The sequence below is a fragment of the Acetobacterium sp. K1/6 genome, from assembly GCF_034438075.1.
Taxonomy (GTDB): Bacteria; Bacillota; Clostridia; order Eubacteriales; family Eubacteriaceae; genus Acetobacterium; species Acetobacterium carbinolicum.
Genome location: NZ_JAXQGA010000014.1, coordinates 54267 through 77957, shown reverse-complemented (window position 1 = coordinate 77957; position 23691 = coordinate 54267). Strand labels below are relative to the sequence as shown.

General features: G+C 42.9%; 18 protein-coding genes. 16 read left to right on the top strand and 2 right to left on the bottom strand.

The features are described from left to right. Nucleotides 1-3 precede the first annotated feature (3 nt). The 12 genes from U2P91_RS12750 (at nt 4) to U2P91_RS12695 (ending at nt 15781) form a co-directional block, all read left to right on the top strand. On the top strand, nt 4-1509 hold the full coding sequence (locus U2P91_RS12750) for an acetaldehyde dehydrogenase (acetylating) (RefSeq protein WP_111887089.1): 1506 nt from the start codon (nt 4-6) through the stop codon (nt 1507-1509). 21 nt (nt 1510-1530) lie between these two features. After that, nucleotides 1531-1824: an ethanolamine utilization microcompartment protein EutM gene (gene eutM / locus U2P91_RS12745; RefSeq protein ID WP_111887088.1), complete on the top strand. Its 294-nt coding sequence runs from the start codon at nt 1531-1533 to the stop codon at nt 1822-1824. Nucleotides 1825-1892: 68 nt separating this feature from the next. Continuing rightward, nucleotides 1893-2657, top strand: coding sequence for a cobalamin adenosyltransferase (locus tag U2P91_RS12740; protein ID WP_111887087.1), 765 nt, complete (start codon nt 1893-1895; stop codon nt 2655-2657). A gap of 93 nt (nt 2658-2750) precedes the next feature. Beyond that, on the top strand, nt 2751-3392 hold the full coding sequence (gene pduL, locus U2P91_RS12735; protein WP_111887086.1) for a phosphate propanoyltransferase: 642 nt from the start codon (nt 2751-2753) through the stop codon (nt 3390-3392). A 51-nt stretch (nt 3393-3443) separates the two neighbouring features. Next, a complete protein-coding gene (locus tag U2P91_RS12730; RefSeq protein WP_111887085.1) occupies nt 3444-4130 on the top strand; it encodes a hypothetical protein in 687 nt (228 codons plus the stop codon). A gap of 65 nt (nt 4131-4195) precedes the next feature. Continuing rightward, complete coding sequence (locus U2P91_RS12725; RefSeq protein ID WP_111887084.1) at nt 4196-5206, top strand: DMT family transporter; 1011 nt, start codon at nt 4196-4198, stop codon at nt 5204-5206. Between the two features lie 64 nt (nt 5207-5270). Next, nucleotides 5271-5552 (top strand): DNA-binding protein, encoded by a 282-nt coding sequence (locus tag U2P91_RS12720; RefSeq protein WP_111887083.1) that lies wholly within the window; start codon nt 5271-5273, stop codon nt 5550-5552. Nucleotides 5553-5750: 198 nt separating this feature from the next. Further along, a complete protein-coding gene (locus U2P91_RS12715) occupies nt 5751-7142 on the top strand; it encodes an APC family permease (RefSeq protein WP_111887082.1) in 1392 nt (463 codons plus the stop codon). Between the two features lie 315 nt (nt 7143-7457). Next, the gene (locus U2P91_RS12710; RefSeq protein WP_111887081.1) at nt 7458-8828 is read left to right on the top strand and encodes a cation:proton antiporter; all 1371 of its coding nucleotides are present in this window, start codon (nt 7458-7460) and stop codon (nt 8826-8828) included. Nucleotides 8829-9037: 209 nt separating this feature from the next. Then, nucleotides 9038-12028, top strand: coding sequence for a methyl-accepting chemotaxis protein (locus tag U2P91_RS12705; protein ID WP_111887080.1), 2991 nt, complete (start codon nt 9038-9040; stop codon nt 12026-12028). A 318-nt stretch (nt 12029-12346) separates the two neighbouring features. Beyond that, nucleotides 12347-13336 (top strand): guanosine polyphosphate pyrophosphohydrolase, encoded by a 990-nt coding sequence (locus tag U2P91_RS12700; protein WP_111887079.1) that lies wholly within the window; start codon nt 12347-12349, stop codon nt 13334-13336. A gap of 234 nt (nt 13337-13570) precedes the next feature. Beyond that, on the top strand, nt 13571-15781 hold the full coding sequence (locus tag U2P91_RS12695; protein ID WP_322519771.1) for a copper-translocating P-type ATPase: 2211 nt from the start codon (nt 13571-13573) through the stop codon (nt 15779-15781). Nucleotides 15782-15847: 66 nt separating this feature from the next. On the opposite strand, the gene U2P91_RS12690 is transcribed toward U2P91_RS12695, so the two are convergent. Both U2P91_RS12690 and U2P91_RS12685 read right to left on the bottom strand, forming a co-directional pair. Continuing rightward, complete coding sequence (locus tag U2P91_RS12690; protein WP_322519770.1) at nt 15848-17062, bottom strand: diaminopropionate ammonia-lyase; 1215 nt, start codon at nt 17060-17062, stop codon at nt 15848-15850. Between the two features lie 126 nt (nt 17063-17188). Continuing rightward, a complete protein-coding gene (locus tag U2P91_RS12685; RefSeq protein WP_322519769.1) occupies nt 17189-18322 on the bottom strand; it encodes a PucR family transcriptional regulator in 1134 nt (377 codons plus the stop codon). Nucleotides 18323-18632: 310 nt separating this feature from the next. On the opposite strand from U2P91_RS12685, the gene U2P91_RS12680 reads away from it, so the two are divergent. The 4 genes from U2P91_RS12680 (at nt 18633) to U2P91_RS12665 (ending at nt 23687) form a co-directional block, all read left to right on the top strand. Beyond that, nucleotides 18633-19985 (top strand): aspartate aminotransferase family protein, encoded by a 1353-nt coding sequence (locus U2P91_RS12680; RefSeq protein WP_322519768.1) that lies wholly within the window; start codon nt 18633-18635, stop codon nt 19983-19985. A gap of 258 nt (nt 19986-20243) precedes the next feature. After that, nucleotides 20244-21362: a 4-hydroxybutyrate dehydrogenase gene (locus U2P91_RS12675; RefSeq protein ID WP_322519767.1), complete on the top strand. Its 1119-nt coding sequence runs from the start codon at nt 20244-20246 to the stop codon at nt 21360-21362. Between the two features lie 234 nt (nt 21363-21596). Beyond that, on the top strand, nt 21597-22151 hold the full coding sequence (locus U2P91_RS12670) for an XRE family transcriptional regulator (RefSeq protein WP_322519766.1): 555 nt from the start codon (nt 21597-21599) through the stop codon (nt 22149-22151). 318 nt (nt 22152-22469) lie between these two features. After that, complete coding sequence (locus tag U2P91_RS12665; RefSeq protein ID WP_322519765.1) at nt 22470-23687, top strand: acetylornithine/succinylornithine family transaminase; 1218 nt, start codon at nt 22470-22472, stop codon at nt 23685-23687. The last annotated feature ends 4 nt before the right edge of the window (nt 23688-23691 follow it).

Sequence of the window (23691 nt, the reverse complement as noted above, 5' to 3'; positions counted from 1 at the left end):
ACTGTGCAGTTAGTAGACAAAGATTTGTTATCAATTCAAGAAACCCGCCAGTTGCTGAAAAATGCAAAGACGGCACAGACAAAACTTGCCCAAATGAGTCAGGCAGAAATTGATTTCATTTGTGCAGCGATCAAAGACGCGGCCATGCAAAACCTCGAAAAACTGGCGAAATTAGCAAATGAAGAGACTGGATTTGGTGTGGCCGAAGATAAAGTGATTAAAAACTATTTTGCTTCACAAGTCGTATACGACAGTATCAAAGACATGAAAACAGTTGGCATTGTCAGCAGCGATGAAATCAAAAAAATCTATGAAGTGGCTGTGCCAGTAGGCGTCGTGGCAGGATTAATTCCATCGACGAATCCGACATCGACAGTAATTTATAAGGCGCTGATTTCCATAAAAGCCGGGAATTCAATTGTTTTCTCACCCCATCCAACGGCTAAAAATTGTATCATCGAGACAGTGAGAGTGATTAAAGAGGCGGCTATCGCTGCCGGCATGCCTAAAGACTGTATTGGGTGCGCAACGATTATAACTCTGGAAGGGACCAATGAGTTATTAAAGAATATAGACACCAGTTTGATTCTGGCAACCGGTGGTGAGGCAATGGTAAAAGCTGCTTATTCATCTGGAAATCCTGCAATTGGTGTCGGACCTGGAAATGGCCCGGCATTTATCGAAAAAAGTGCGGACATTCCCCATGCCATCAAACAGATCATCGATTCTAAAACCTTCGATAACGGCGTTATCTGTGCATCAGAGCAGTCCATTATCATTGAAAAAGAATCTGAACAGGAAGTTCTGAGAGAACTCAAAAAACAGGGCTGTTATATGCTGACATCAGCGGAGAAAAAACTTCTGGAAAAAATAATGCTGACACCCAAGATGACAATGAATCCTAAAATTGTCGGTAAAACAGCTTTATATATTGCTGAAATGGCTGGGATCAAAGTTCCGGCAAACACAAAAGTTCTGATTGGGCAGGAAACCATGGTTGGACACAACATCCCATTTTCAAGAGAAAAGCTTTGCCCGATCTTAGCTTTTTACATTGAAGACACCTGGCCAAAAGCCTGTGACAGAGCAATTGAGATTTTGACGAAAGAGGGTGCCGGTCATACCATGATCATCCACTCGAAAAATGAAGAAATTATCAGAGAATTTGCGTTAAGGAAACCCGTCAGTCGATTATTGGTCAATACCGCCGGAGCATTAGGCGGCGTGGGAGCGACAACCAATTTACTGCCGGCCTTTACCCTGGGATGCGGTGCAGTGGGCGGAAGTGCGACATCCGATAACATCTCGCCGTTGAACTTACTCAATTTGCGACGCGTCGCCTATGGGGTCAAAGAACTGGCTGAAATACGAAACAGTATTGAATGCGCTAAAAGCAATTCAGTCGAAAAAACAGTAAGCGAAACGGAACTGAATCGAGCAGTTGAGAATAAACTCGAAGGTATTACCGATTTAATTTTAGAAAAACTTAGAAATCAATTAAATATTTAATTTTACTTGGAGGTAAATAAAATGGCAAACACAAATGCATTGGGAATGATTGAAACACGTGGTTTAGTAGCAGCGATTGAAGCGGCAGACGCAATGGTAAAAGCAGCAAACGTTACATTAATCGGAAAAGAACAAATTGGCAGCGGACTGGTAACCGTCATGGTCAGAGGCGATGTTGGTGCAGTAAAAGCTGCAACAGATGCCGGTGCTGCCGCAGCCGAAAGAGTTGGCGATTTAGTTTCAGTACATGTTATACCTCGTCCGCATGCGGATGTTAATGAAATGTTGCCACAGGAAAAAGGTTCCAATAACTAGGTCGATTATTCAGTTGATTTAAGTGATATGGGTTTCATATCACTTAAATTTATTAAGGAAGTGAACCAATGAATTTAATAACTGAAGATGGCATAAAAAAAATAATTAAAAGCGGCGAATCGATCACCGATAGTGAATTGCGACTTCCCCTTAAGTCAATGTTAACCCCATCGGCAAAGTCGGTCCTAGCAGATCATAAATTAAAGCTGGTGTTAATCGATGATGACATCGAAAAAAACCTAACTACCAGCGTAATGGAAAATGCCGGAGTAATGGCAGCAAAGAAAATTGGCAAGTTCAACTTAGAAAGTGGCGGTTTTTTAGACGAAAAGCCTGAGCACATGACTCAGCTTTACGGGAATCTTCTTGTCGGCAAGGATCATAAACGGATTAAACTCAGAGGCGAAGTCGATGTGTTAATGGGTGAAATCATGAAAGTTCAGATTCGCGCCAATGAACTCCAATTGACTGACCTGGTTTCGGATTTGCAGGAAGTCTTTGACTATATCGGTGAATTATCAAGATCAGAAGTTTTAAACGAAGCACTTGACACCAGTAAGATATTAGGGTTTAATCAACAGGAAATCCGCGATATGTCACATAATCCTAAAAAATACTTTGGTCGTGAACACTTATTTAATATTACATATAAGCTGGGAGAAATTCCAATTCTGCTCAATTCCCTTCGGGCGTTGATCAGAAAGACAGAAATCGCCTGTTATGAAGGGTTTAAGCTGGCAGATGGCACGGTGGGAAGAATCGACCTGATCCAGGGATATAACCGTTTATCCTCGGTTATGTATATTATTATTTTTAAGCATTTAGATCATTAATAGGTAATTGCGAAATTTAAAAGAATAGAACTATATTTGCTTTGATGTCAGTTTTCACAATTACCTAAGATAATTAATACTGAAAGGCGAGAGATGAGCGATCAAATAGAAAAAATCGTTGATATTATTTTTGAAAGAATCTATACCAGATTAAAAAAATCAGGCTATATTGAGATTGAAGCCTCAGGACGCCATGTGCATTTGTCTAGGGTCGTAATCGATAAACTCTTTGGCAAAGATTATCAGCTGACCAATATCAAGACGTTGTCACAACCCGGTCAATTCGTCGCCAAAGAACGGGTGATCCTTATCGGCCCGAAAGGCCAGCTCCAAAATGTTGTGGTATTAGGTCCGGAAAGAGAAAAAGTTCAGATTGAAGTTTCAAAAACAGATGCTAAGGTCCTGGGTGTTAATGCACCGGTTCATGAAAGTGGCAAATTAATGGGAACAGCGCCTATCGAAATCAGTGCGAACGGAAAAACAGTATATCTCAACGAAGGGGTACTGGTGGCGGAAAGACATATTCACATGTCATCGGAAGATGCTAAAAATTTATCAGTAAAAGATGGTGATCGCGTGAACATTGAGGTGAATACCGATCGTCCGATGATTTTTAAGAATGTGAATCTCCGGGTTTCCAATAAGTTCGACACCTATATGCATATCGATTATGATGAAGCAAATGCCTGTAACCTGGGGAGAAGAACATTAGGCTTAATTGTAAAAGCAGAGTAGCAATAAACAGACCTCAGATGTTTTACAATTAGCTTAGAAAGGAGTGAGTAAATGAACCTTGAACTGATAACCAACGAAGTGTTTAATCGTATAATTGAAAAAATTAATCAGCATCAAACAGAAATTGAAGCGATTCCGGGAAAAAAGCTTCTGCAATGCGATGACATGGCAATGGCAATCCCCGGATATGAAGCAGTAATGTTAGATACACTTAAAGATAAAAATGATTTTCTGGGATATGAATTTTTGGTTATAAGTAAACTAACAGTCGATGAAATGTCCGCTTCGGTCAATGGCGTTGCCATTAATGATAAAACTAGAGCATTACGCCAGTTTTTATTAACCGGGAAAGATGTTTATGTCCTCGAAGAAGGTCTTGAATACCGGATGTACAAAGCAATTGCAAATCCGGTCTTTTACAATGTATTCAGAGATCATGAAAAGCAATTGGAATTGTGCGGCGTTCGCATTATGAGCAGTGTGGCCCTGGAAAGCATGCTCATTTCCGAGGAAAAGGCAGTATTGCCGAAAACTGAGAAAAAAGAGACCCGGGCAGAGCCGACTATTGTCAATGGACTAACCACGGTCAAATACAGTACAGTGAAAAAATTAATCAACTATGAACTGGCAAAAAAGCTTGCGGCAGAACCAAACATCGTTTTAAAAATCGGGACATTGGTGACGCCCTATGCAAACGATGTGTTTAAAGAAAGCAACACAACCATTACCTTTATTTAACCAGATCAAAACCCTTAAAAAATAGCTCAAAATGATTATAATAAAAAAGAAACAGGAGAATTTCAATGAATGAAAATGTCAAAGGCCGGTTGCACAGAAAAAATCTTAAGTATGCTAAATACGGTATTGCATGGGCAGTAACGGCAGGATTAACCTATGGTGTGGGACCCACATTTCAAACATTTGCAATGGGAGAGGAACCATTTGCTACGTTAGCATTAATGAGTTTGATGTTAATACCAATGATTATGGCGGCAATGCAAGATGGTATAGCAGCAATTCTTGTTTTTCTAAAAAATGCACAGGCAGGCAAACATCGCGAGTATCTTAGAATTGCCTCAACAAAGCCGGGACGATTTATTATGCTGGCAGCATTCTTTGGCGGACCATTGGCACTTGGCAGCTATATGGCAGCGGTTACCTTGTGTGGACCGGTGTATTCCCTTATTTTCACGGCCATGTTACCCGCCTTTGGGGCACTGGCTTCACGATTGTTTTTAAAAGAACACATAAGCGGACGAGCCTGGGTGGGAATTGGTTTAGCTGTTGCAGGCGCAATTACCGTAGGCTGGATTCCACCATCAGGGGAAGCTTATCCCCACTTTTATATAGGTGTAATATTTGCATTGGTATGTGCAACTGGTTGGGCATTAGAAATGGTTGTTGCAACGGCAGGAATGGATTTTGTTGATCCGGAAATTGCAATTGGGTTCCGTTTTGTTATTTCAGGATTACTGTCATTTTTAGCTATTCCAATTGTTTCAGGGTTGGGACTCGTTTCTTTTGGGTACTTCTTTGAATCAATAACATCATTATCAGCGGTATGGATGATTGGTGCAGCTATATTTGCGGGAGGCAGTTACTATTTTTACTATCGGGCAGGAAATGCTGCTGGGGCGGCCCGGTCGATGGCAATTAATCCAATCATGACAATTAGTGCTACTGTTTTAGGTGTTGTTATTTTTGGTGCGACATTGCAGATTAATTTCTTTGTTGGTTTAGTTATCTTATTAGTTGGTTGTGTACTGGTAGTTGGGAAACCATCAGAGTTAATTTCGTTAAGAGATATTACGTAGATAGAAACATTCTCAAACTATACTACAATTATATTATTTAAAAATAGAAAGCAGGAGTTGAATTATGAAAGCGCCAGTAAGATTTTATATGATCAATTTATTGATTAAGAATAAAGAGGGAATGACTCCCCAAGAATTTCATACACAATTGAAACCCATATATGGAAATGAAAAACAATGTAACGAGACGGCCATTGACGATCATTTGATGTCGATGAAAGGTGTTGGTTTGGTGGAAGTTAAAAATGCGGTAGAAGACAAAGATAATAACCTGGTTGTTACTTATGCGATTACTGAATACGGCGCTACCCGGGCACAGAAATACATACCGGAATTTTTAATTTAAACACCTGATCATAAACTTTAAAGCAACATAATTATAGCAAAATGCTAATCAAAAATTGTCCCGCTTTATGTTAGCGACAATTTTAGATTGGTGTTTTGCTACCTTTTTAATCATTTTTCTGATCGACACTCAAAAATACGTAAATTAAAGGATTAAAATGAATAAATATCAATCAATAATGCTACAGAAAGGTAAAATATGAATACAAATAAAATTAGTTGGAAGCAAGGTTTGGTTATCGCATTAGGTGTGCCAATGTTAATTCTTCCCAATATCGGCTATTTTGCAGGTTACGTTGGCGTATTTTCAATCATTGTTTGGATGCTTTCAATCTCCCAGGGTTTTCTTCAAAACCTCGCCTATGGAGACTTTGCGCTGATGTACCCCGAGGCCCGGGGCTTGCCGGGTTATGTTCAGGCAATTTTTAAAGGGAAAAATTCCGAAGACTATGATATCAACAAATTTATTGGCGGATTTAGCGCATGGGGTTATTGGATGGCCTGGAATCCCGTTTTAGCAATATTTTCACTTCTGATCGGAACATATTTACATGGCATGATACCGGCTCTGGGCGGTTTTTCTGAAAAAGCGATTTCACTGGTGGCCGGAGCCGTTATATTTACAGTCTTAATCGGTATTAACAGAAAAGGTTTATCCGGAGGTGCCATGATTGGGAATATTCTAGCAGTGGTTGCATTGATCCCACTCGTCGTTCTTTCGATCGTACCCATTGTAACGGGACAGTTTCAGTTAAGCAACATTACCGCTGTGAGCTTATTTCCGGAAACATGGAGCTGGAATATTTCACACATCCTGATATTGCTGGGAATAATGGCAATGGCTCAGTGGAGTGCCTGCGCCTGGGAAACCGCAGCAGTCTATGCTCCGGATTATGAAAAACCCAAGAAAGATTTACCGAAAGCCTTATTCTTCTGTGGACTGATCTGTCTGGTAACCTTCGTGCTGGTCCAAACTGCTTGTGTTGGGACACTGGGAATACAGGGAATTATCGAAGAGCCTTATTCACCAATGCTTTTAATGGCAAAGATGTCGTTTGGCAGCGCAGGTGTATTTGTAACTGTCATTATGCTCATGGCATCGATGATTTTAATCATTCAGACAGCCTTGCTTGGTTCAGCCCAGGCGATGCAGTCAATGGCGGTGGAAGGTAATTTGCCGAAAGTATTGACAGAAACAAATAAATACGGGGTACCTGTCAAGGCCATGATTTCAATTGCTATTTTGAATTTTGTTTTGATTTTTATTGGAACCCCATCGGCGATTGTCGCCGGCTCGGCGATGGGCTATGTTATCGCCAATGGCATCACCCTTTTTGCTTATTTTAAAGCCAAAGGAGACCAAAAAATACTTGCGCCAAAATGGTGGAAATATGTCGGACTTGGTTTTTGTATGTTGAATATTCCCTTATATCTGGCAGGGATTTTCTATATCAATAAATTGGATTATGGTATCGCCCCGGCTTTAATTGGGGTTCTCGTACTTTTCCTTTTTGTTCCTTTCTGGCTTTATGCAAAGAAAGAAAATGCAGATAAAAAAGTGGTGCGGGAAGTTGATATAAAAACAAATTAATAATCGCCCCCACCCACGAACCGAAACAAGCGTATTGATTTTAAGCAACCGTCATTTCACTCCTGTAGGGGCGGGTATTACCCGCCCGTAACGTAAAAAGGCCACACCAATGCCTGCACCACAAACAAACCCGGGCAGGCGAATAATGATGCCAAATCGATTTTTCATTTAAACCGGTTAACAAAAAAAGTATTGACAGTCAATTGCGAGACAAATGAATGAAGGCATACATCCATAGGCAGTTCCGGTTTATGGAGATAGCAGTCTGAAATTTGTTTCGCAATTTTCTGTTAAAAAGTACAAAATGGAGAAAATATGTTTAATTTTGATGAATTATTGATCCTTTTTAGCGGACTGCTTCTTTTAGTGGTTGTGTTTAGTTTTATAAATGAAAAAACAATAAAGCTTCCCTATGAAATTGGTCTGGTCGTTTTTGGATTTGCATTTACCGTGATGGTCATCTGCGGTCGAACCATGAATGTCGTACAGATCCCCGAAGAATTTTATAATCTGTACCGCGAATTTAATTTCAACGATTTTTTATTTCATGGGGTTTTATGTTTCATGCTCTTTAGCGGGGCATCAAGAATTAAATTCAGTGATTTTAGTAAAGATAAATACTTAATCGGTAGCATGGCCATTGCTTCAACCATTGTCTCAACCATGATTTACGGGTTGCTCTTATGGGGATTGGGATTTATTATTCATGTGAACATCAGTTTGCTTAAGGCCCTTATTCTGGGTTCAATCGTCGCACCCACCGATCCCATTTCAGCCATGAGCATTCTGGCAAAAGCCGGGCTGTCCAAACGGCTGGGATTGATCATTGAAGGAGAAGCCTTGTTTAATGATGGTGTTGCAGTGGCTATTTTTGCCACCCTCATCAGTATCCTTAAACACACCTCTGGAGATATTTCAATTATAAGTTTTATCATAGAGCTGTCAGCCGAAGTTCTGGGTGCGGCCCTGATAGGATTCGTCATATCATTTCTTTTCTTTGAAATTTTCAAACGCTCAAAAGACCCCTACATTAAAATTTTCTCAAGCATATTAACCGTGATGATTGCGTATCTTATCTGTAATTATCTGGGCTTTTCCGGACCCATTGCAGCAGTGATCTGCGGGTTGTATTATGCAACCGGCATTTCCAGAATTCAAAAACAAAACCGTTGCGAGTTAATCCATGAAGTGCGGGAATTATTCTATTCATTTTGGTCAGTGATTGATAGTCTCTTAAACGGAATGCTGTTTCTCTTAGTTGGTTTATTATTTATCAGTATCAGAAACTTTAACACACTACCGATCACCATGATCATCATCATCGGATCAGGCGCCATTTTTTTTAATACCGTATCAAGAATGGCCGGAGTATCCACGGCATTGCTCTTTACCAGGAATCTGCCCGATGGTATGAAAAGAATGAAATTAGCTGCCTTTTTGACATGGGGCGGGTTAAAAGGCGGTTTATGCTTAGCCCTGATTATGGGAACAAACAATGTTTTATCATCACAAATCTATAACCTGTTCTTAGTTTCAACCTATGCCATTGTACTATTTACCACAGTATTTCAGGGTCTGACCGTGGGGAAGGCATATAAAATGCTAAATAATAAAAAGGAATTCAGGTTAGCGGATAAATCTCTCAAAAAACCATTATTTGCCACCGCAGACCGGGCAGACAGGTGATTTCCAAAATGAATCTTCACAACAAACAAACATAAACGGGCGATTAATAATCGCCCCTACGAACCGGAACAAGCATATGATTTTAAGAAAACGTCAATGTAATCCCGTAGGGGCGGGTATTACCTGCCCGCAACCTAAATAGCCACACCAACTCATGCATTACAAACAAACGTCAAATTCACAACAATAATTTATAGACGGAGACTGAAATGAATAAGTTTAACAGAAAGTCAATTGGAAATAAAGTAACATCATTAGTATTAGCATTTGTTGCAATGGCGTTACTATTAATCGGAATAACGGTTATTACTCTCAGCATTTATACTGAGAATAAACAAATAGAAGAACGCATGAACCTGCAACTCGACAGTACAATTAACCAAGTTGAACAAACCCTGGGTAACCACAGCGATGTTGTCCGCAGTTTGGGAAAGACCATTGGTGTAACCGGAAATCAAATGACAACCGAGGCGTATAGTGATCTTATCACCCAGTACATTGGCCTCAACGATGATACATATGGTGCTGGTGTCTGGTATGAATACAACTGCTATCGGACCGAGCAAAAATATTTTGGCCCATATGCATACCGGGATGGTGCGAACATTACCTTTGATGCAGCACTATTCAGCACCGAAGAATATGACTATCCTAATCAGGAATGGTATGTGAATGGCAAATCAGCCAATGGTGAAATTGCCTGGTCGGCGCCATTTAAAGATGAAACCCTGGGAATTTCCATGGTAACCGCTACTTCCGCATTTTACGACAGTGGCAGAAAATTACAGGGGACAGTCACCGGCGATATTGATTTAAGCAGTCTGCAGAAGCTTGTCAGTGAAATCAAAGTCGGTGAAACCGGCCGGGCCTTCCTCGTGGATCAAACCGGCCTTTACATTGCCGATCAGGATACTTCCAAAAGTATGCGTGTCAATCTTCTTGACGACACCGACGAAAGCCTTTCATCACTAGGAGAACGCATTATCAGCGGTGAAACCGGAAGCGGCGTTTTTACGGATAGTGCCGGAAAAAACAATATCTATTATGCACCCATTCCCGCAACCGGTTGGACACTGGCCATCATGGAACCCCAAAGCGAACTGAACAAACCGATTATGATGCTGATTTATCAGCTCGTTGGATTGTTTTTGCTGACCCTTCTTATCCTAAGCATTATCCTAATGAAATTGATTAAAAGCATGGTCAATCCCATCGTTTTAATTACCGAGCTCTTTCGTAAAGCGGAAATTGGAGATTTTGATAATGAAATTACCAATGACATCATCAAGCGTCAGGATGAGCTGGGCATGCTTGGTTTATCCTTCAAAAAATTATCAGAAAACATCCAGGAAAATATAATGACACTTGAACAGATCTCCTTGGGAAATCTCAACGTTCAGGTGGACGTGAAATCAGATAAGGATGTTCAATCCAGGAGTTTAATCAAAGTTGTGGAAAATCTGAAAAATCTGGAAACCGAGGTGGAGATGCTTACCCAATCAGCCGCCGATGGCCATTTATCGATCCGCGGCGATGCCGGCAAATTCCAGGGCAAGTACCGGGATATTGTGGTTGGCGTCAATAACATGTTAAATACCGTGGTCGAGCCCCTGAATACATCGGCAGACTACGTCAATAAAATCAGTCGCGGGAATATACCCGAAAAAATCATCGCCACCTATCATGGCGACTTTAATACCATTAAAGAAAACCTGAATTCCTGTATCGACAATATCAATGCCCTGGTGTCCGATGCCGAAATGCTGGCCCGGGCAGCTACCGACGGCCAACTGGAAATAAAGGCAGACGCTACCCGCCACAGCGGCGATTTCCGTAAAATCATCGCGGGCTTTAACAATACCTTGAGCGCCCTGTTGGTACCCATCAATGAGGGTCGCCAGGTGATGAATAAAATGGCTGTCAATGATTACACTATTTCCATGACCGGCGCCTATAAAGGCAATATGGCCGAGTTTGCCGAGGAAATCAACCGGGTTCATGCCAATCTGCTCAATGTTTCGGATGCCTTTGTCGATATTTCCCAAGGCGATGCCAGTCGGCTTAACGACTTTGTTGCCATTGGCAAGCGTTCCGCTAACGATAAGCTGATCCCATCGATCATTGCCACCCTGACCACCATTGACAATCTGATTGCAGAATCCCGAAATCTGGCTCAGGCCGGGATTAACGGTAAACTGGAAATCCGCAGTGATGCGACAAAATTCGCCGGCGGGTATCGGGATATCGTCGCGGGCTTCAACCAGACCCTGGATTCCATCGAACAGCCTATCAATGAGGCTGTCATCGTACTTGAACAGATGGCCACCGGTAATCTGACCCAATTCATGAAGGGCGATTATCAGGGCAGTTATATGATCATCAAAAACTCGCTGAATGATACCATCCGGTCATTTAATGAGATTATCGGCAATATCAATAATGCCGCCGATGAGGTCGCTTCCGGATCCAAACAGGTATCCTTCGGCAGTCAGGCCTTGGCTCAGGGCGCCACCGAGCAGGCCAGTTCCATGGAAGAACTCAATGCTTCCATCACCGAAGTTGCCGTTCAAACCAGAGATAACGCCCAAAATGCCGACCAGGCCAATCAGCTGACCCGTATCGCCCGGCAAAATGTCGAAAACGGCAACACCCAGATGCAGCAGATGCTTAGGTCAATGGAAGAAATCAATGCCGCCTCGGCTAAGATTTCGAACATCATCAAGGTCATCGATGATATCGCCTTCCAGACCAATATCCTGGCCTTGAATGCAGCGGTGGAAGCCGCCCGGGCAGGACAGCAGGGCAAGGGCTTTGCAGTGGTGGCCGAAGAGGTCCGAACTCTGGCGGGACGCAGTGCCGAAGCTGCCAAAGAAACCACCGAACTGATTGGAGGTTCCATTACCAAGGTTTCCGAGGGAACTGTCATTGCCAACAACACCGCTGAATCGCTCACAGAAATTCTAGACGGGGTTACTAGGGTTGCCGTACTGGTTAGTAAAATTGACACCGCTTCCAACGAGCAAAACACTTCCATCAACCAGATCAACATCGGTATCGATCGGATATCGCAGGTCGTTCAGACCAACTCAGCCACCGCCGAAGAAAGCGCCGCCGCCAGTGAAGAACTTTACAGCCAGTCGGAAATGCTTAAAAACATGGTCAGTAAATTCGAATTAACCAAGACAAAATTAGAGGAGTGACTATTGATGCTAAGATCGTCCTAGGACAATGGTAAATTAGAGACGATACTTGTTGTTATACTGGTGATACTGAATCAATATGCCGCCGTTGGAATAATCTTTGCAGCAAAATTACTGATGTGATATGATAGAATTGATAAAGATCCATCATTTGCAGAATATTATCTTATTGGAATCCTGTTAAGTTTACTGATAGCAATTAGTACAGTGTTAAGCATTTAACCAGAATAAGCGGCGTAAATTTTCCGGAGTATTACAAGATGCTCTGATGGGGAAATTGCATAACCATCAGTATAACTTGGAAAGGAAGCACTAACTGTGAAAAAATTAAATGATTACTTATACTCAGGCGATACCGTTCTTAAGATTTTACAGCGATATTCAGAGGATTTAAAACAGTCAGCGAAAGAAACGAATAATCAGATTGATCTGTTGCATTGTAATTTTCTGCTTCAAATTGCGGAACTTTTGCAGCACAACGATTTCCTGACTTCGCAGTCTCAGCGGATTCGGGAATTCTATAAACTGATGGCAAATGAATATCCTTTTCTTCCATTTACTTTTAAGGGCCGAATTAAATCCCTGATCCGCGCGGAAGCAAAATTTAACGGATATATTGTGGAATACATTTACGAATATTATATCAAACACGGCAATTACCCTTCGCTTCCGAAGCTAAAGAACGCAATAAATTGTTTTCGGGATCTAATTGCTTACAGGATTGTGATTTCGCTTCCAAAATGTCATCTGAAAGAAGGGGAGATTCGTGCGGATGAAGAAATAAAATATCTCTATGATGTAGCCAACCAGTTGCCTGGTTTTCTGGAGGAACGCGGATTTACCGCAGAGCTGTCGTCATTAAAAGATCAGAAAAAATCGCCCTTGTTAAAAGAGAACATCAGCCCGTATTATCGGGATTATATTGCTAATTCAGAGCCTAATGGCTATCGCTCACTGCATATAACATTTTATGATAACATTGCCCGTTGCTATGTGGAAGTACAACTTCGGACAAAAGAAATGGACGATTTTGCTGAGATTGGTCCTGCTAATCATTTAGGTTACGAAAAACGGCAAGAAAGTGAAAGAGCCAGGCGCGATGCAATTCCCAAAGGGGAAAATATTTATTTTGATGATGCCTATGAAAGAGGGATTCTCCTACAGCAACTTGAATTATCAAAATTAGACGTGAATATGTTTTCAGCAATGGATAATTCCCTGATCAACGATGGCTGTGGCCTCTACCGCGGAAGACTGATCCTTCCGTATGAGCATCTGTCAAGATTCCAGTATGATCTTGTTGATTAGTATTTTTTTAGAATAAAATGCAATTATTAAAAAAGTCTTCATAGTGTTTTTCTATGGGGCTTTTTTGATGCAAAATCGAGATAAATATCACATAAAACTTAACATTTTTAAAATACAATACGAAGCCAATCACGGTGTTCATTTTCGGTTGGCCCCACCAAAAGTGATTTAAGTATATTTGTTCGGGTATAAAAATATAAATACATAGTTAAAGCTAGGAAAGTGGTGAACAGGATGGATAAAGAAGATACAAGTAAGAATTCAAAGAAGGACTTATCAAACGAAGAAGTGATACGTGATAAACACAAAACCCATCAGGAGCATAATGACCATCAACATCATCAGGAACACAAGGCGATTTTACAAAAAACAGATGAACATGTGCATCATCAGGGTCATGAGGAAATGAATCAGATACATGACGAAGAACGGGTTCCCGGGGCGGAAAAAGAACATTTGCACCAGCATGTTTCAGCAAATGGAGGACATGATAACCACAATGATCACCATGCAATGATGGTGGCGGATTTCAGAAAAAGGTTTTTTATTTCTTTGATTATTACGGTACCGATATTATTGTTATCACCCATGATCCAGATGTTTCTGGGTGTAAACTGGCGATTCTTCGGTGATTCTTATTTACTGGTTGGCCTTTCAACGATACTCTTTATTTATGGAGGTAAGCCTTTTCTTACAGGTGCCAGGGATGAGCTTAAAAAAAAGACGCCAGCAATGATGACGCTGATTGCCCTCTCCATAACGGTCGCCTATATTTATAGTACACTCACCGTATTTTTTATTAGCGGGGATGACTTCTTTTGGGAGCTCGCTACATTAATTGTCATTATGCTTTTAGGTCATTGGATTGAAATGAAATCCGTGATGGGAGCATCAAAGGCACTCGATGAACTGGTCAAGCTCATGCCAGAAGAAGCACACCGGATAACGGAGAACGGGGAAACCACGGATATTTCAGTAAAACAATTAAAGCCAGGGGATTCCATTCTGGTAAAGCCAGGCGAAAAGATACCGATTGATGGTTTAGTTTACGATGGAAAATCTGCCGTTAATGAAGCGATGATTACCGGAGAATCCGCCCCTGTTGAAAAGGAAAAGGGCGATCAGATCGTTGGTGGCTCCATCAATGGCGAGGGAATTCTAAAATTCAAGGTGACTCACGTTGGGGAAGAGACCTTCCTATCACAAGTATTAAAACTTGTTCGCGAAGCTCAGGATTCAAAATCGAATACCCATCGATTAGCAGACAAAGCAGCCAAGTGGTTATTCTATATCGCTGTGACTGCCGGAATATTGACTTTCTTAGCGTGGATGTTCATAGCACAAGATCTGAATTTTGCAGTCACACGGGCAGTCACCGTCATCGTAATTTCCTGTCCCCATGCATTAGGTTTGGCAGTTCCTCTGGTGACAGCAGTATCGACCAGTATCGGAGCTCAAAAAGGTCTCTTAATTAGAGATCGGGCAGCATTTGAAAACGCCCGAAAGGTAAATACTGTCGTTTTTGACAAGACCGGAACCTTGACCGAAGGTACCTTTGGGATTACCGATATCAAGGCCATTGGAATATCCCAAGAGGAACTTCTTTTACTTGCCTATTCAGTTGAATCAAACTCAGAACACCCCATTGCACAGGGCATTGTTAACGAAGGAAAAAAACTAAACCTTAAGCTTAAGGCAGTAAAAGATTATCAGAATCTGACGGGTAAAGGACTAAAAGCGACAGTGGATGGACGTGACATTAGGGTTGTGAGTCCTGGCTATATGCGATCGGAAGCGATAGCTTTTGATATAAACCATTACGAAAAACTTGCCCAAATGGGAAAGACCGTTGTATTCATTTTAGATGGCGACACCCTCCTGGGCTATCTGGCATTATCCGACATTGTAAGAGATACTGCCAGAGAAGCTGTTGATACGCTAAAGTTGATGAAGGTAGAAACCATCCTATTAACAGGTGACAATCAAAGAGTTGCGGCTTACGTAGGCAATCAACTGAACATCGATACCGTCATTGCTGAGGTATTACCCCAAGAAAAAGCATCCAAAATTGATGGACTTATTAAAGAAGGCAAGATTGTTGCAATGACCGGTGACGGTGTGAATGATGCACCGTCACTGGCAAAGGCAGATTTAGGGATCGCCATTGGAGCTGGAACAGATGTCGCCATTGAAACGGCGGATGTTATTCTGGTACGAAGTAATCCACTCGATGTGATAACGATTTTAACGCTTTCAAAAGCGACCTATCGAAAGATGATCCAAAATTTGATATGGGCTACAGGTTATAATATGATCGCGTTACCTTTAGCTGCAGGTGTTCTCTATAATCAAGGTATTATTATTAATCCGGCGATAGGGGCTGCGCTAATGTCATTAAGTACAATTATTGTTGCAATCAATGCAAAACTACTAAAAATTGATTAATCATGCGCTTTGGGTATCCCGGACGAGTTAGTTCAGATGATCGTGCTACTAAGAGTCGCTACCTGGCTAAATCGATACGGGCCGACTAACAATGGCATCATACCCGTCCGGATCGGTATTGCCTTCGGTGCTAAAAAGCAGGACACTTGAATTACGATCGAGCTGAAGCTGTTGTTTTAACGCTGTCAAATTTTGATCTTGACACAAGCAAACGAGTAGTCCTAATCCCACGGCTCCAGATTCGCCGGAAACAACAGCAGGGTCCAAACCGCAGGGGTGGGCTAGAGTCTGCATCCCCAGTTTTGTGACCCAGTCCGGGCAGCTGGCATAAAAGGCGGCAAAGTCGCGCAGGATTGGCCAGGTCAGGGGGTTGGGTTCCCCACAGTTTAATCCGGCCATAATTGTTTCCGGGTTACCGCCAACAGCCAAGGGGTGGCCATTGCCCAGCTGAACTGATTTGTAAATGCAGGCGACAGTATCGGGTTCCACAATGGTGGTAATCGGTGGATGCTGTTGGTAATAATGGGCCAGATAACCCAGTACCCCGCCAGCCATAGAGCCTACTCCGGCCTGTAGAAAGATATGACTGGGTTTTGGAATGCCGAGGTTAGACAATTGTTCCAAGGCCTCCCCAGCCATGGTCGTATAGCCTTGGGTAATCGCGTTAGGAATCGCTTCATAGCCTTCAAAACCGGTGTCCTGAATCAGATAATAGCCATTTTTCTCAGCCAACTGAGCAGCCAGGCGAACGGCATCATCGTAGTTTAGGTCGGTGATTTCTACCTTGGTATGATTGATGGCCCGGATGGCTTCGGCCCGGCAATCACGAGTACCTCGGGGCATCAGTATAATGGCCCGACAGCCAAAAAGAGAAGCGGCCCACGCCACGCCCTTGCCGTGATTGCCATCGGTGGCGGTAATAAAAACCAGATTTTTAATCTGATCACGCACTGCCGGGGTCGTCAGGAACTGATAATTAAGCTCGCTTTCGTCGGCTTTGATATGTCGGGCAATGATGGTGGCCATAGCATAGGCGGCCCCCAGGCCTTTGAAGGCGTTAAGCCCAAAGCGGCGGGATTCATCCTTGACAAAAACATGGCGCAGCTCCAATTTATCGGCAAGTTCAGGCAGGGAAAGCAACGGAGTCGGTTGATACAGGGGCAGCGATTGATGAAAGCGGCGGACTTCGGCGACGGCTTTCGGGGTCAAAAATGCGGTTAAGGTCTGATTTAATGATGGATTCAGGGACGGATTAGAGATGATTGAGATTGCTGATTTCATAGGCGTCTCCTTTAAATAAAAAAAAAGAATTTGTTGGTAAAAAAGAATCAACAGGCATTGCTTCACACTGACTGACAGCGAAGCAGACAGTAGATTAAAAAAACGATCGGTAACCCTTAAATCGTGTTACAGTGCCAGATAATCTTTGATTTTAAAAGCAAGTAGTAGATTGAACTTTTCTTCCATGGTCAGGAGGTCTGTTTTTAAAAGCTGACGGATTTTTTTCATTCGGTAGTTGATGGTATTGCGATGGGTGAAGGACGCATCAGCCACGGCCTGAATGCTACCATCGTGCTCCAGGTAAAGCCGCAAGGTTTCGCTCAGATTGGATTGGCTGCGGGCATCCTGAGCTTCTAGCAGACTCAAGCTTTCGGCCGCCATGGTGGCGAGGATGGCTTGGTCGGGAAGTGCAAAAAAAACTTTAAACAACCCCAGGTCATTAAAACTGACTTGTCGGAGATGTTGCTTTTGGGCGACTCCTAGGGCGAATAGGCTTTGTTGATAGCTCGTGTTAAGTGTTAGCAGGGAGTCAGTCAGAGTACCACTGCCAAAACATACCGGTGCCTCGGGACGAGACTGAGGGGAAGCATCAAAGCTTGATAGCACCTCCATCAGGGCGGTAACATCGGGATTTTGAAAAATTTGAACAAAAGCTTCCCGGAGCGAAAAAAAATAGGATCGGGTACCAATTTGTCTAAGCCGCTCAATCAGTCGGGGTGGAATTTCTGGAGACTCACCAACGATTACCAGGTAGGAGGAATTGGTTTCGTAGCCCAAACTATTTAAGGTGTCAAGGCTCGATTCCGGTTCGTCGGGGTGCAGCAGCAGCCGGGAAAACGCCATGGTGGTCCGGTCTTCCTGGTAGGACTGCATAAAAATCCGGTTGCAGTAATCCTGCATAATGGTAGCGAGGTGGATTTTCCAGGGCATTGTTAACAGTGGGAACTGACACTGGGTACACAAAGTGATGACCGCTTCGGAAATATCATCCGCAAAATGATAGCGTCCGGTATTGAGAATCAGGCCGCAGGTTTTCTGATGGATTAGTCGGGTGATAAAATCAAAGAGCCAGGTGTTGCTGTCGGCGCTCATACCGGTGGTGATAATTAGCTCACCACCTCTTAAAAAATCGGTGGTGGCAATATCCTCAGTAAATTGGACCCAATGGATGGGCCTGTTCAGGCCAGCTTCTCCAGCGATTAGCTGGAGCTGATAGGTGTTTTGGGTGGAATGGAATAAATCGGCTAACATAATCGACATAAAATACCTCATTTTTAATATCGGTGCAAAACGATAAAGCAAGGAAACTGGAATTATTCACGTTTTACTTAGTATACAAAATAAATCTTTGTCTGTCCAGCACAAAGAATAATAAATAATTTAGGCTAGTTGGACATTGCAGAGATGATTGTCTGTGCTATAATAGAATCACGTTAAACAAGACAAGGAAGTCGATTCCCGGTCTTGTTTTTTTTGTTTTTTTATTAATAAGAGCAGCAAAATGCTATGCAGAAATGTTTGGTTTAAGCACTTTGCAATGATCTAGTTAGAAAAAAGAGGAGGATGAGAGATGCTAAAAAACGCATTACCAAAAATAATTACCAAACAAGTGCCGGGGCCCAAGGCTGCGGCAGTGATTGCCAGAAGAGGGGACGCCATTCCCGGTGCCATCAAATGTGTTTATCCGTTAGTTATCGACAAGGGCGAAGGGGCCATGGTCGAAGACGTTGACGGTAATCACTTTGTGGACTGGGTTGGCGGTGTGGGAGTGCTAAATATCGGTTATTCCCATCCTGAAGTAGTAGCAGCGGTGAAAGCCCAAACGGAAAAGTATTTTCATGGGATGTTTAATATCGTTACCCATGAAGGGTATGTCAAGCTGGCTGAAACCATGAATGCCATTGTACCGGTCCGGGGCGACGAAAAGATGACTTTTTTTGCTAACAGTGGTGCTGAAGCGGATGAGAACGCCGTAAAAATCGCTAAAGCTTTTACCAAACGGCCCAATATTATTGTTTTTTCCGGAGCTTTTCACGGGCGCACCATGCTGACCATGACGATGACATCAAAAAAAGCGTATGCCCATGGTTTGGGACCATTTCCTGATGGTATTTACCGGGCTCAGTTTCCCCATCTGTATCGAAACCCGGCCGGTATGAAGCAAGAGGACGCCATCGACTATTATACCGAAAGTATCTATAAGGTGTTTGAGGAATCTTCACCTGCCGAACATGTGGCAGCTATTGTGGTGGAACCCCTCCAAGGTGAGGGTGGATTTATTCCCGCACCGCTGGAATGGATCAAAGCAGTCCGAAAAATCTGTGATGAAAAGGGAATCTTATTAATGGCTGATGAGGTGCAAACTGGATTCTGCCGTACCGGAAAGATGTTTGCTTCACAGTACTGGCAAGAAGTTGGCGTGGAACCGGATATTATTACGACGGCTAAATCAATCGCCGCTGGATTGCCACTTAGTGCCATCACTGCCAGAAAAGAAATTATGGAATCCGTAAAAGGTGGCACTATCGGGGGAACCTATTGTGGTAATCCCGTGGCCTGCGCCGCCGCCTTAAAAGTCATCGAAGTTATGAAACGGGATCGTCTGGATGAACGGGCTTGCGAAATCAGTAACACAATTTTTGAACGCTTTAATAAATGGAAAGACAGCTATGACGTGATTGGCGATGTCCGCGGCATGGGTGCCATGGTCGGGATTGAATTTGTCAAAGACCGGACCACCAAAGAACCCTACCCGGAACTGGTGTCGGCGATTGTCAATGAGGCAGTCCAAAATGGCCTGATCATCGAAAGTGCCGGTGTCTACGGTAATGTAATCCGCTTTCTGGCCCCGCTGGTCATCACTGACGATCAACTTCAGGCCGGCCTTGATATTTTTGAAAAAGCTATCTTAAAATGTGTGTAAAACTTTATCAACTGGATATGTAACAAATAGAGTATTTTGTAACTCAATTTATAGTTAACCTGTCGTAAAATGCTAAAACCAGTACCGACAATTGTTACATCATGTAGTACGCATCGGAGCGGACACGGCGCTAGCCTGTCCGATTCCGCAGCGAACAACAGATTGACAATTGGTCGGTACGGTAGTCAGCATTAAACCCGTAGTAAAAAGACGCATTTGTTACCAGCTAAACTAACGATCAGCCGGAAAGGAGAGACAATGAAACAATTTGGAATTACACCGAAGATATTGGAATTTGAGCACTGCCACGAAGTGGGGGCGCATTTTCAGATCGGTAAAGGGGATCTGGTTTTTATCAGTGATCGAACCGATGAACACTATTTTAAGGATACCATCAGTAATGAAGCTTATCGTGTCAATTACCGAAAATATGTAAGTGGCGAACCCACCGATGTAATGGTGGAAAAGATTTACGCAGATATAAAAGACTATCAGTATACCCGGGTATTTGGTATCGGCGGCGGTACCATCCTCGATGTTGCTAAGCTGTTTGCGCTTAAAAATACTGTGCCGGTGGTGGACCTGTTTAACAAAGAACTGGAAATTATCAAAGACAAGGAATTAATCTTAATTCCCACTACCTGTGGCACTGGTAGTGAGGTCACTAATATTTCTATTCTGGAACTCACCGCCATTTCTTCAAAATTTGGTCTGGCGGTGGATGAACTCTATGCTGACTACGCCGTGTTAGTGCCGGAACTGCTTAATGATTTGCCGATGAGCGTTTTTGCTACTAGTTCCATTGATGCCTTTATTCATGCCATCGAATCTTACACCTCCCCCAAGGCCAACGCCTTTACTCGGCTGTATTCGAAAAAGGCCATGGAAATGATTCTCACCGGCTATCAGACTATTGTAGAACAGGGACCAGAAGCCCGAAAATCCCTGCAGAAAGACTTTATGATCGCTTCAACCTTCGCCGGGATCGCCTTCGGTAACGCGGGTTGTGCTGCGGTTCATGCCATGAGTTACCCCCTGGGGGCAGTTTACCATATCGCTCATGGCGAAGCGAACTACGCGATGTTTACCGAGGTTTTCAAAACCTATGCTGCCATTGATCCCAACGGCAGCATCAAAGAACTCAATCTTTTTCTGGCTGGATTTCTGGGCTGTGAACCCGCCTTTGTTTACGAAGAAATTGAGAAGCTGCTTAATCATATTTTGTTAAAAAAAGCACTCCGGGACTACGGCGTGACCAAAGTAGATCTGGAAACTTTTACCGAAGCAGTAATGACCAAACAAACCCGGCTGATGGCCAACAATTACGTCCCCCTCGCCCGAGAACAGGTGCTAGGAATCTATACGAAACTCTATTAGTTACCTTTAGTGCGATACAGCCGTACCGACCAATTATTAATCTGTTTTTCGCTGCGGGATCGAACAGTTTATCAACTGTTTGCCCCGATGCGTACAACATGATGTAATAATTATCGGTACTGGGTCAGTGCTGATCTATATTCATATGACCGCAACACAAAGATTTATGGTATCCATTGATTTTAGCTTTCTGTTAAGTTAAACTTAGCCTTAAAGAAAGACGAGGCGAAGAGGATGGATTACTTAAATAAAAATATATCAATTAATTTAAAAGCAATACGCCGCGAAAAAGGCATGAGTATGGATGAGGTGGCCGAACAAACCGGGGTTAGCAAAAGTATGTTGGGGCAAATTGAACGGGGGGAAGCCAATCCTACAATCGGGACCCTGGGAAAGATCGTCAGCGGACTCCGGGTGGATCTTTCAGATCTGACCCGAACCCCGGGGATTGGTGTCTATGAGGTCAACCGACAAAAACTGATTCCCTCCAAAGAGGTGCCCGGTCACTACGCGGTTTACACCTATTTTCCCTATGAAAAGAACCGATTGTTTGAAATCTATGAAATTGAAATTGAACCCGGTGCCTGTTATGTCAGCGGCGCTCATGGGCAGGGAACCAACGAGTACATCGTCGTGCACGTGGGTGAATTGACCTTAGAAATTGATAATTCCTTTTATCAGATTAAAAAAGAAGATGCTATCTGTTTTGGCACAGCGATGAAACATACCTATTGGAATAAGGGAAGTGAGCTGCTGAAATTTATTACGGTATTCGTCTTTAAACAGTAGAATATGCTCACTGTTTAATCACAAAACAACTTTCGGGTCAATGTTGAAAAAGTACAATATACTGCACAAATTATTATCTTTTAATGCCTTATAACCCTTTAAATAGCGATTTTTAAAAAATATTTAAATAAAATCACTGTGTGTATTGACATTATAATGCACACATGTTATATTGTACTTGTCAATTGACAGAACGAAGGCGTTCGAAACATGATGGTTCATGTTCCGGCGTTTTTTTTGTTTATCCGACAAACGAAGATGTTTGTCAGAAATAAAGTACTTATGTAGCGTTAATGGAAAAGGGAAAGGAAAATTGGAATGAAACTTAAAGACACCGGACTTACAAAAGAGGAATTAAAGCAAAAAGTTAACACCTATATGATTGAAACCTATGAACGGTTTGATTTTATCGCCGAAACAGCAAAAGATATGTATATTTATGATGAAAATGGCGAGGCCTACCTGGATTTTTATGCCGGTATCGCCGTCAACAGCGCTGGCAACTGCAATGATAAAGTAGTTGCAGCGGTTCAGGATCAGGTGGCTGATGTGATTCACACCTTCAACTATCCTTATACCATCCCCCAGGTGCTGCTGGCCGAAAAAATCTGTACCAGCATTGGTATGGATAAGATCTTTTTCCAGAACTCCGGAGCTGAATCGAATGAAGCGATGATTAAAATGGCCCGCAAATATGGGGTCGAAACTTATGGCCCAGAGCGCTATAACATCGTTACTGCCAAGATGTCCTTTCATGGTCGAACCTTCGGTGCTATGAGTGCCACCGGGCAGCCGGACAACGCTTGTCAAATCGGCTTTGGGGATATGACTCCCGGTTTTAGCTATGCTGAATTTAATAATCTAGCGTCATTTAAAGATGCTGTCAACGACAATACCATTGCCATTCTCATTGAACCGGTCCAGGGGGAAGGGGGAGTCCATCCGGCAACAACGGAGTTTATGGAAGGACTTCGGGCCCTCTGTGATGAAAAAGGTTTGCTTTTATTACTGGATGAGGTTCAGACAGGCTGGTGCCGAACCGGAGCGATTATGTCATATATGAATTATGGAATTAAGCCTGACATTGTCTCAATGGCAAAAGCCATGGGCGGAGGTATGCCAATCGGTGCGATCTGTGCGACTGCTGAAGTGGCCAAAGCCTTTACCATGGGCTCTCACGGGACTACCTATGGTGGACATCCGGTTTCTACCGCCGCTTCTCTGGCCCAGATCACCGAACTACTCGATCGTGACCTGGCCGGCAATGCCCGGGAAATGGGGTACTACTTTATGGAACAATTAAAGGGACTGCCAAAGGTTAAAGAAGTCCGAGGACAAGGTCTTTTAATCGGGGTAGAATTTGAAGACGGCGTTTCGGGCGTGGCTATCAAACATGGCGTGCTGGAGAAAAAACTGCTAATTACCGCCATTGGAAAAAACATCATCCGCATGATTCCACCGCTGATTGTATCAAAAGAAGACTGTGACAAGGCTTACAGCATCATCGAAGCGACGGTCAAGGAATTGGTCAACTAATTTT

What these genes read in the sequence shown, in the direction of transcription:
- eutM (WP_111887088.1), top strand. Translation starts at nt 1,531, where the DNA reads ATGGCAAACACAAATGCATTGGGAATGATTGAAACACGTGGTTTAGTA.
- U2P91_RS12740 (WP_111887087.1), top strand. Translation starts at nt 1,893, where the DNA reads ATGAATTTAATAACTGAAGATGGCATAAAAAAAATAATTAAAAGCGGC.
- pduL (WP_111887086.1), top strand. Translation starts at nt 2,751, where the DNA reads ATGAGCGATCAAATAGAAAAAATCGTTGATATTATTTTTGAAAGAATC.
- U2P91_RS12730 (WP_111887085.1), top strand. Translation starts at nt 3,444, where the DNA reads ATGAACCTTGAACTGATAACCAACGAAGTGTTTAATCGTATAATTGAA.
- U2P91_RS12725 (WP_111887084.1), top strand. Translation starts at nt 4,196, where the DNA reads ATGAATGAAAATGTCAAAGGCCGGTTGCACAGAAAAAATCTTAAGTAT.
- U2P91_RS12720 (WP_111887083.1), top strand. Translation starts at nt 5,271, where the DNA reads ATGAAAGCGCCAGTAAGATTTTATATGATCAATTTATTGATTAAGAAT.
- U2P91_RS12715 (WP_111887082.1), top strand. Translation starts at nt 5,751, where the DNA reads ATGAATACAAATAAAATTAGTTGGAAGCAAGGTTTGGTTATCGCATTA.
- U2P91_RS12710 (WP_111887081.1), top strand. Translation starts at nt 7,458, where the DNA reads ATGTTTAATTTTGATGAATTATTGATCCTTTTTAGCGGACTGCTTCTT.
- U2P91_RS12705 (WP_111887080.1), top strand. Translation starts at nt 9,038, where the DNA reads ATGAATAAGTTTAACAGAAAGTCAATTGGAAATAAAGTAACATCATTA.
- U2P91_RS12695 (WP_322519771.1), top strand. Translation starts at nt 13,571, where the DNA reads ATGGATAAAGAAGATACAAGTAAGAATTCAAAGAAGGACTTATCAAAC.
- U2P91_RS12690 (WP_322519770.1), bottom strand. Translation starts at nt 17,062, where the DNA reads ATGAAATCAGCAATCTCAATCATCTCTAATCCGTCCCTGAATCCATCA.
- U2P91_RS12685 (WP_322519769.1), bottom strand. Translation starts at nt 18,322, where the DNA reads ATGTCGATTATGTTAGCCGATTTATTCCATTCCACCCAAAACACCTAT.
- U2P91_RS12680 (WP_322519768.1), top strand. Translation starts at nt 18,633, where the DNA reads ATGCTAAAAAACGCATTACCAAAAATAATTACCAAACAAGTGCCGGGG.
- U2P91_RS12675 (WP_322519767.1), top strand. Translation starts at nt 20,244, where the DNA reads ATGAAACAATTTGGAATTACACCGAAGATATTGGAATTTGAGCACTGC.
- U2P91_RS12670 (WP_322519766.1), top strand. Translation starts at nt 21,597, where the DNA reads ATGGATTACTTAAATAAAAATATATCAATTAATTTAAAAGCAATACGC.
- U2P91_RS12665 (WP_322519765.1), top strand. Translation starts at nt 22,470, where the DNA reads ATGAAACTTAAAGACACCGGACTTACAAAAGAGGAATTAAAGCAAAAA.